Origin of the sequence: Microcoleus sp. BR0-C5, from assembly GCF_036705045.1 — a bacterium.
In the GTDB taxonomy this organism is placed as follows: Bacteria; Cyanobacteriota; Cyanobacteriia; order Cyanobacteriales; family Microcoleaceae; genus Microcoleus.
The window spans coordinates 1-7,921 of the sequence record NZ_JAUBTR010000036.1; the positions used below are offsets into that span (position 1 = coordinate 1).

Below are 7,921 nucleotides of genomic sequence, written 5' to 3' on the forward strand. Positions count from 1 at the left end.
TTAAAAGTTGAACTGTTGACAAAAGCCGACTTATTTGTATTGCCTTCTTATTACGAAAACTTTGGCATTGCTGTAGCAGAAGCGATGGCCGCCGGTGTACCTGTCGCGATTTCCGATCGCATACATATTGCGGAAAACATACAGCAAGCAGAAGCTGGTTGGGTGGGGTCTTTGGAAGTAGGGGCGATCGCCAATTCAATCAAATCAGCACTTCTCAATCCACAGGAGCGACAAAGGCGGGGATTGAATGGCAAAGAGTATGCCAAAAAGCATTATAATTGGGAGGCGATCGCCCAGCAAACCATCGATGCTTACCAGGAGATTTTGTCATCTATAGCAGAAGGAAGAAGGAAGAAGCAATAAAATCAATCGTTTCAGCCATTAACAACGTCCTAACCGTCTTGGCGGTTGCTATATTAAGTAATGCGACTGGGGTTTACCTTTTACTTTTTCTCCTGCTGCGAATTCTTGTACTGCTGCTATCAGAATTTGCAGGCGAGATTTTTTCAACGCTGCTATTGCTTTTAACAGCAGTAGACTCAGAGTTTGAGGTAGCAGTCGCGGATTTTCTTCTAATTATAATCGGAACATTAACAGAGCGACCGCAGGGTCTGCCGAAGGAGTCTATGTTCCTTCGATAATCGCAGATTGCAGACTCTGCACTCGCTTCTTGACAATCATTAATAAAGCTTTGTGCTAATTTGTAATTATTTCCGTCTCCCTGCTTTAAGAAAAGTTCTCCCGCTTGTTGAAAATCTGATACTGCTGGCGATTTTGTTCCCAACATACAGCGAATAGCACCTCGTTCCAAATAAGCCAAACCATAATTAGGATTAACGCGAATAGCTTGTTCGTAATCGCCGATCGCCTTTTGCTTGTTTCCCAATTCATAGTATGCTTGACCGCGACCGAAATAAGCTTCTGCCAAGTTAGGATTAAATTGCAGCGCTCGATCGTAATTGTAAATTGCCTGCTGCTTGTTTCCCTGTTGGCCAGTAGCAATTCCCAATCCGAGGTAAGCTTGAGGTATGTTCGGATTCAGCGCTAAAGCTTGAGTAAAATTGGCGATCGCCCCCGGAACATCTCCCTTTTGAACTTTCAAAGAACCTTGGTTGCTGAAATTTGCAGCTTTTTGAGCGATCGCAACTCTTTGACTGATCACAGCGTGATTGGCCCGGTAATTAGATAACTTATTTTGAGCTAGATTATAAACCGGTGTACGTGAATCTATCGCTTCTAAAAGTGCGATCGCCTGTTGCCATTTACTTTGCGACTGCTGCCAAACTTCCATCGGATGAGGCGGTTTTTGCACAACCACAGCAGCTTCCATCGCCAATTTTTGAGCCGTTGCTAGACTTTCTGCCGCCTGTAAATTTTGCGCTACTGGAACCAAAATCGGGCGCAGTTGCAGCAAATCTGCTCTAGCTTGCTGATACCCAAAGCCGGGGAAGTTAGGAATTTTCTCTAAATTGGCGATCGTTTCTTTAAGTCGTTTATCGAAACTTCTGAGCAAATTGACATCTGTGACTTTCTCTGCATTCTGCGTTTCAACGGCGAGTATTTTCGCTTGCTTAAGCGTTTCATTTCCCGATCGCATAAAGGCGATCGTCCCTACACTTGTTCCCAACACCAAAACCCCTAAACCTGCTAATAAAGCTGCGGGTATTTTGCGACTTCGCGAATTATTATTGACTTGATTGTTAATTCGTGATGGCTGTACCCTTCGAGTCTGACGAGACTGTTCCGCTTCCGGTTCGGGTTCCACCTCCAAATCCCAAGCAGGCAACTGCAAATCATCTGCTGCTGTTCCCGCTGTCAACTCTCTACTAATGGGAGCAATATTATTGCTATTTCCGCTGTAATACTTGTCAACCAAACTCTGCAATCCTGCCTGATATCCTTCTCCTACCGCCTGAAATCTCCACTCTCCATTCTTTTTATACAAACGACCAAACTCTACAGCAGTCTCTAGCGAAAAATTCTCTTTTAATTCATACCGAACCAGTTCGCTTCCCGTATCCAAATTGGTAATTTTGATAAAAGCATTTTTGATCTCGCTAAAATTGGCTTTAATTTTATCTGCTTCATGAATAGTGACCGCAAAAGTTATTTCCTCAATTTCAGGATTAATTTTCTCTAAAATAATGCCGTAAATAGTCTTCTTTTCTTGACCTCGGTTATTTTTGTCAGGAATCGATTGCAGTACCGAACCGTCACAGGATTGCAGATTATTGTAAAAGATCAAATATTTATCGTTAGGTAGTTTGCCGTCAGCACCTAGCATAAACGCAGAGACATCAATCTCGTAGCTTTGTCCTGCCTCTGTCACCTGCCAACCGAGGGCGATCGCCATTTTTTTTATACCGGGCGCTTCTTTAGAGATATTAAATCTCTCACCCTTACTTAATTGCATTGCCATCTGCTTATGTGTTAAATATCAAACTTTATAGTGTTTATGTTAAAATTAAGTCACCGGATAATTTGTGATCTTCAATAAAACTTAATATTTTGCTTTTAATAGCCGGCTTGATTAAAAATATGTGCTGCTTGTATCTGAATTTATTGAGATTTACTTAAGTAAAATTACGTAATTAAAAACCTGGCTTTCTCCCCAACCTGTTTCTACAATTGAACTTAATTTGACCCTACTTTTGAGCATTTTCAGAACTAGGTAACAAGGTAACAAATTTACCAAAAGCTCCAGACGAGACTGTTCCGCTTCCGGTTCTGACTCCACCTCCAACTCCCCAGCCGGAAACTGCAAATCATCGGCATTTCCCGCGGCCAACTCGTGAGGAAGTGGATCAATATTATTACTATTTTAGCTGCAATACTTGTCCACAAAACTCTGCAATCCTGCCTCATATCCTGCTCCTACCGCCTGAAATCTCCACTCTCCATTCTTTCTATACAAGCGACCAAATTCTACAGCAGTCTCTAGCGAAAAATTCTCTTTTAATTCATAACGAACAAGTTCGCTTCCTGTATCCAAATTGGTAATTTTGATAAAAGCATTTTTGATATTGCTAAAATTTGCATTAAATTTCTGTGCTTCGTCAATAGTGACAACAAAAGTTATTTCCTCAATTTCAGGATTAACTCTTTTTAAGATAACGCCGTAAATAGTTTTATTCTCTTGATTTCGGTTGTTTTTATCCCGAATCACTTGCAGTACCGAATTGTCAAAGGATTGCAAATTATTGTAAAAGATCAAATATTTATCGTTAGGTATTTTGCCGTCAGCACCTAGCATAAACGCAGAGACATCAATCTCGTAGCTTTGTCCTGCCTCTGTCACCTGCCAACCGAGGGCGATCGCCATTTTTTTTATACCGGGCGCTTCTTTAGAGATATTAAATCTCTCACCCTTACTTAATTGCATTGCCATCTGCTTATTTGTTAAACATCAAACTTTATAGCGTTAATGTTAATATTAAGTGGGACAATAACTTTTCTTCTTTAATAAAACTTAATATTTTGCTTATAATAGCGAGCTTGACTAAAAATATGTGCTGCGGCTCTCCGAATTTATTGAGATTTGCTTAAAGACAATTACGTAAGCAAAAACCGGGCTTTCTACAAAACCCGGTTTCTACAATTGAACTTAATTTGACTCTAATTTTGAGAATTTTCCGAACTAGGTGGCAGCGTCACAAAATTCCCAAAAGCTCCAACCGTTGGATAGCTTTTTTTGCCCAGTTCAGTTGTATAAATGCTGACAACGCCTAAATTCTGACGCTGTGTTGTATTGTCGAGCAAGCTTTCGATCGTGCCCCGCTGCGAAGTCAGCAAATTCTTGCAACTGCCGATCAAAGTATCTGTAAGGCCGCCCAAAGCTTTCGGAACGCGAGAATCTTTGCACACAGTGCTTTCCAACTCGGTTTGGAGTACGCCGGAAGCATAAGTTAGGTATTTGTCTCTCCCAGGATTTGTAAATGCCATGCCGGCGGCTAGAAGAGTCAGGGCGATCGCGACTTTTCCCACATTGCCGAAAAAATTAGAAGTTGACTTCTTAGTATTCATTGCGTTATCAATAATCATTTTTTTTAGCCCCGTTGATTTATAAGCTTCTCTTGATTTAAACTACACCTCCTCAGAAACAGATTTCCGAAAGGAGGGGACAGTTTTTAGATTGGAGGCCAGTTGCGAGTAAGTCTCTCACTGGCCTGCCTTCCTTTTACGTTTCCCCCTCCCTCAAATCCGGTAAATTTTCAACAAAACATTTAGCTGGTTCCTAGGGTCTGCCTGTGGCCGAGGAATTTAAACTTAGTTTCGCTTTGATTTTTGCCGATCGATCTCGCGCTGCAACTCTTCAATCTGACGGCGCAAAGCCTCCGTCTCACTGTTAGGCGTTTGGGACTTCACATCAACCGCACCCTCAGCTACAGCCCGCTTGTAGTTCCCCAGCTTAATTTGGCGGTATTCGTCGGAACTTGCCCAGTCTCGCAAATATCGCAGGCGTTCCACCGGGAAAGGGTGACTCAGCATCACGCCCTGGCCGCCGTTGTAAAGTAAAAATTTATACACTTGGTTGAGATTGTCTCGATCGAGCTCTTGATAGTTGTCAGACTGGCGGATAAATTCTTGCAAACTGCATTGGTCAGCATATTTACTGCTAACTCCCGCAAGTTTCATCATCGTCTTCATCACACTGTTTAAGTCATCCGTCACCAACAAAGCCGCCCGGTCTGCCGACAATTCAGCCTTGCGCCGCCACTCATAAAAAGCGAAAATTAAACCGCTGCCGACAATATTTCCCAGCCCGAAAGTCATCTCGCCAATTGTCGATGCGACGTTCATCGCCCACATCGCCATTTGATTTAAAGTTGGATGACCACATTTAATGTGTCCCAACTCGTGAGCCAGCACAGTCTTAATTTCAGCCTCGTCCAACAAGTCTAAAAGCCCAGTGTTTAATACTATGTATGGCTGGTTTTTTCCTAGGGCATAGCTGTTAACTGAGGGATTCTGAGAAACAAACAAACCCGGTTCTGGAAAAACATCTAAATCCTGCACGCATTCCCGAAAAATATGATAGATGCTGGCATATTGGCGCGGCCCGACTTGAATGCTATTTCCCATTAGGTAAACGAATTGGGGTCGTTCGTAGACAAATTCTACAAATTTGCTGGCAATTAAGTCAAATCCAGGCACGCTTCGCAGCGCTTCCTCAGCTTGGCGATCGAGGGGATGCTGAAATGCTTCACTAGAAATTCCCGTATAAGTAGGCATAGTTGTTGCAAAAGTTACATTCAAGATATCAGGATTGCCGATCGCTGCTGGTGCTAGCTGGCGCCTGACTTATCAATATTATCGCGACAAATATTGAACTGTTGTGGAACAGGGCGGAAAGCCTGTTCAAATTAGCGTTAAAATTGTGATTCTGGTACAGGCGCGATCGACAAACATCTATCAAAGTGCCTGTGTATCGCCTCACCCAAAAATTGGAACGTGCAAAAAATGGCTATCCTGCGACACGAAAACGGTACAACCTACACTCAACTCAGCGACATTACCCGCGAACTTGCTCCCTTAAACATTCAACTCAACCGCTGGCCAGTGGGTGAGAGTCCAGAAATTCAAAATCTATTAGCCAAAGATGCCCTTAGCGACACCGAAAAAGAGCAAATCCTGCAAGCCCTAGACGGCTACTTTCAACAACTCCAAGAAACCGCAGGCTATCAATCCCGCGACTTAATCGTACTGCACCCAGATATTCCCAACCTCGACACGCTGCTGTCGAAATTCAACAAGTGCCACATCCACGCCGACGATGAAGTGCGCTATATCGTAGCAGGAGAGGGGATTTTCGGCTTCGTGCGGCCCGACGGTAGCCAAGTAGAAGTCACTGTGCAGCCGGAAGAATTTATCAACGTACCGGCGAATACAGAACACTGGTTTTATTTGACAGCAGCCCGGAAAGTTAAAGCGGTGCGCTATTTTACCACCCAAGAAGGCTGGACGCCGGAGTATACCGATACCGAAATTCGATCACGCTTAGCTGCTGTTTGAACTGAGATGTTGCACCATTCTCAATAAGCTTTTTATGAACAGGCAAGATGCCTGTTCCACAAAGAGTGAATTTTCTTGTGGAACAGGCAAGATGCCTGTTCTTGAGAATGATGCCAGATGTGAGTTTCGATGCGTAAGTCCCGCAGTTGACTGTTGACAGTTGACAGTTGACGGCAATCTTCAAATCGTTTAAAAATCCTCAAATCCAGCCTCACACTTTATGATTTGAAGATTGCAAGATGCTCAAAGCAACCGCCTCCGCCACCTTAATCCCATCAATCCCCGCCGACAGGATTCCACCCGCATATCCCGCACCTTCCCCAGCAGGATAAAGGCCTTCTGTATTCAAACTCTGATAATCTTCCTTGCGTTTAATCCGAATTGGTGAAGAAGTGCGCGTTTCCACCGCAGTCAAAACCGCATCATCCATCGCAAATCCTTTAATCTGTTTGTCAAAAGCCGGAAGTGCTTCGCGGATAGCTGCGATCGCATAATCTGGCAAACTTTCGCTCAAATCAGTCATCACAACTCCCGGCGTATAAGACGGCTGCACACTGCCTAGCGCCGTGGAAGGGCGATTCGCCAAAAAATCACCCACAAGCTGCCCAGGAGCGTTGTAAGTGCCACCACCTAACTCAAATGCCCGTTCTTCTAGGCGACGCTGAAACTCAATTCCTGCTAAGGGATGACCGGGATAATCCTCCGGCGTGATACCCACCACAATCCCGCTGTTAGCATTGCGTTCATTGCGAGAATATTGACTCATCCCATTAGTAACAAGTCGCCCCGGTTCGGACGCAGCCGCCACTACCAAACCACCGGGACACATACAGAAACTATATACTGAACGATTGTTTTGGCAATGGTGAACCAGTTTGTAATCGGCGGCACCCAAAAGCTTATGGCCCGCCCGATCGCCAAAACGACAGCGATCGATCGTAGTCTGCGGATGTTCCACCCGAAAACCAATGGAAAAAGGTTTAGCCTCGATGTAAACCCCGCGCGAAAACAACATTTCAAAAGTATCGCGGGCGCTGTGTCCCACCGCCATAACTATATAATTACTAGCAATATATTCTCCACTGGCGAGGGTAAGTCCTTGCACTTTTCCATCTTCAATGTGAATATCTTCCACACGAGTTTGAAAGCGAATTTCTCCGCCTAATGATTCTATTTGGGCACGAATACTTTGGACAATTCCCACAAGTTTGAACGTGCCAATATGCGGTTTATTAATATATAAAATTTCTGGTGAAGCTCCCGCATTCACCAGTTCCGTCAGCACCTTGCGTCCATAATGCTGAGGATCTTTAACTTGGCTGTAGAGTTTGCCATCGGAAAAAGTACCCGCGCCACCTTCGCCAAACTGGGCGTTAGATTCTGGGTTAAATTCTGCTTTTTTCTTCCAAAATCCAAAGGTGTCAACCGTGCGATCGCGCACTGCTTTTCCGCGTTCTAAAAGGATAGGGCGAAACCCCATTTGTGCCAGCATCAGACCTGCAAACATACCGCACGGCCCTGTACCGATCACAATGGGGCGAATCGTCAAATTGCTGGTGGCTTTTGCTACATAGCGATAACTCGTGTCTGGTGTTACCATTACATGAGGGTCTTTTTTGAAGCGCGCCAAAAGTTGCTTTTCCTGTGTCGTCTCTACATCCACAATATAGACAAGGAGGATTTCTGCTTTTTTACGAGCATCGTAGCTGCGCTTGAAGATGGAATAGCCGAGCAATTCTTCCGGGGGGATTTGCAGCTTTTTGAGAATGGCGCTGGCGATCGCATCTTGAGGATGATCTAGGGGGAGTTTTATTTCAGTTATTCTTAACATATAGCAGAGGGAAGTTCGGCAACAGATTGGGTAACGGATTTAACTGAGATGTTGCACCATTCTCGCTTAGCAACAGGC

7 protein-coding genes are annotated in these 7,921 nt (G+C 44.3%); 2 read left to right on the forward strand and 5 right to left on the reverse strand.

The window, feature by feature from the left end; genetic code table 11:
• The coding region (locus QUB08_RS17980) for a glycosyltransferase (RefSeq protein WP_333225983.1) at nucleotides 1–363 on the forward strand (363 nt) is incomplete at its 5' end.
• Between the two features lie 73 nt (nucleotides 364–436).
• Here the strand turns inward: QUB08_RS17980 and QUB08_RS17985 are convergent.
• From QUB08_RS17985 to QUB08_RS18000, 4 genes are all read right to left on the reverse strand, one after another.
• Complete coding sequence (locus QUB08_RS17985; protein ID WP_333225984.1) at nucleotides 437–2,413, reverse strand: TerD family protein; 1,977 nt, start codon at nucleotides 2,411–2,413, stop codon at nucleotides 437–439.
• A 408-nt stretch (nucleotides 2,414–2,821) separates the two neighbouring features.
• Nucleotides 2,822–3,382 carry a TerD family protein gene (locus QUB08_RS17990; RefSeq protein WP_333225985.1) on the reverse strand — a complete coding sequence of 187 codons (561 nt, stop codon included), beginning with the start codon at nucleotides 3,380–3,382 and terminating at the stop codon, nucleotides 2,822–2,824.
• Nucleotides 3,383–3,615: 233 nt separating this feature from the next.
• The gene (locus QUB08_RS17995; RefSeq protein WP_333225986.1) at nucleotides 3,616–4,041 is read right to left on the reverse strand and encodes a DUF4359 domain-containing protein; all 426 of its coding nucleotides are present in this window, start codon (nucleotides 4,039–4,041) and stop codon (nucleotides 3,616–3,618) included.
• A gap of 225 nt (nucleotides 4,042–4,266) precedes the next feature.
• Nucleotides 4,267–5,232, reverse strand: a complete 966-nt coding sequence (locus QUB08_RS18000; protein WP_333225987.1) for a M48 family metallopeptidase — start codon at nucleotides 5,230–5,232, stop codon at nucleotides 4,267–4,269.
• A 228-nt stretch (nucleotides 5,233–5,460) separates the two neighbouring features.
• Between QUB08_RS18000 and QUB08_RS18005 the strand changes: the two genes are divergently transcribed.
• Complete coding sequence (locus QUB08_RS18005) at nucleotides 5,461–6,012, forward strand: acireductone dioxygenase (protein ID WP_333225988.1); 552 nt, start codon at nucleotides 5,461–5,463, stop codon at nucleotides 6,010–6,012.
• 211 nt (nucleotides 6,013–6,223) lie between these two features.
• Here QUB08_RS18005 and QUB08_RS18010 read toward each other — a convergent pair whose 3' ends face one another.
• Nucleotides 6,224–7,843, reverse strand: a complete 1,620-nt coding sequence (locus tag QUB08_RS18010; RefSeq protein ID WP_333225989.1) for an NAD(P)/FAD-dependent oxidoreductase — start codon at nucleotides 7,841–7,843, stop codon at nucleotides 6,224–6,226.
• Nucleotides 7,844–7,921: the final 78 nt, after the last annotated feature.

Bases quoted from the DNA above. Each gene is read 5' to 3' on its own strand.
- QUB08_RS18005 (WP_333225988.1), top strand. From the start codon at position 5,461: ATGGCTATCCTGCGACACGAAAACGGTACAACCTACACTCAACTCAGC.
- QUB08_RS17985 (WP_333225984.1), bottom strand. From the start codon at position 2,413: ATGCAATTAAGTAAGGGTGAGAGATTTAATATCTCTAAAGAAGCGCCC.
- QUB08_RS18010 (WP_333225989.1), bottom strand. From the start codon at position 7,843: ATGTTAAGAATAACTGAAATAAAACTCCCCCTAGATCATCCTCAAGAT.
- QUB08_RS17995 (WP_333225986.1), bottom strand. From the start codon at position 4,041: ATGATTATTGATAACGCAATGAATACTAAGAAGTCAACTTCTAATTTT.
- QUB08_RS18000 (WP_333225987.1), bottom strand. From the start codon at position 5,232: ATGCCTACTTATACGGGAATTTCTAGTGAAGCATTTCAGCATCCCCTC.
- QUB08_RS17990 (WP_333225985.1), bottom strand. From the start codon at position 3,382: ATGCAATTAAGTAAGGGTGAGAGATTTAATATCTCTAAAGAAGCGCCC.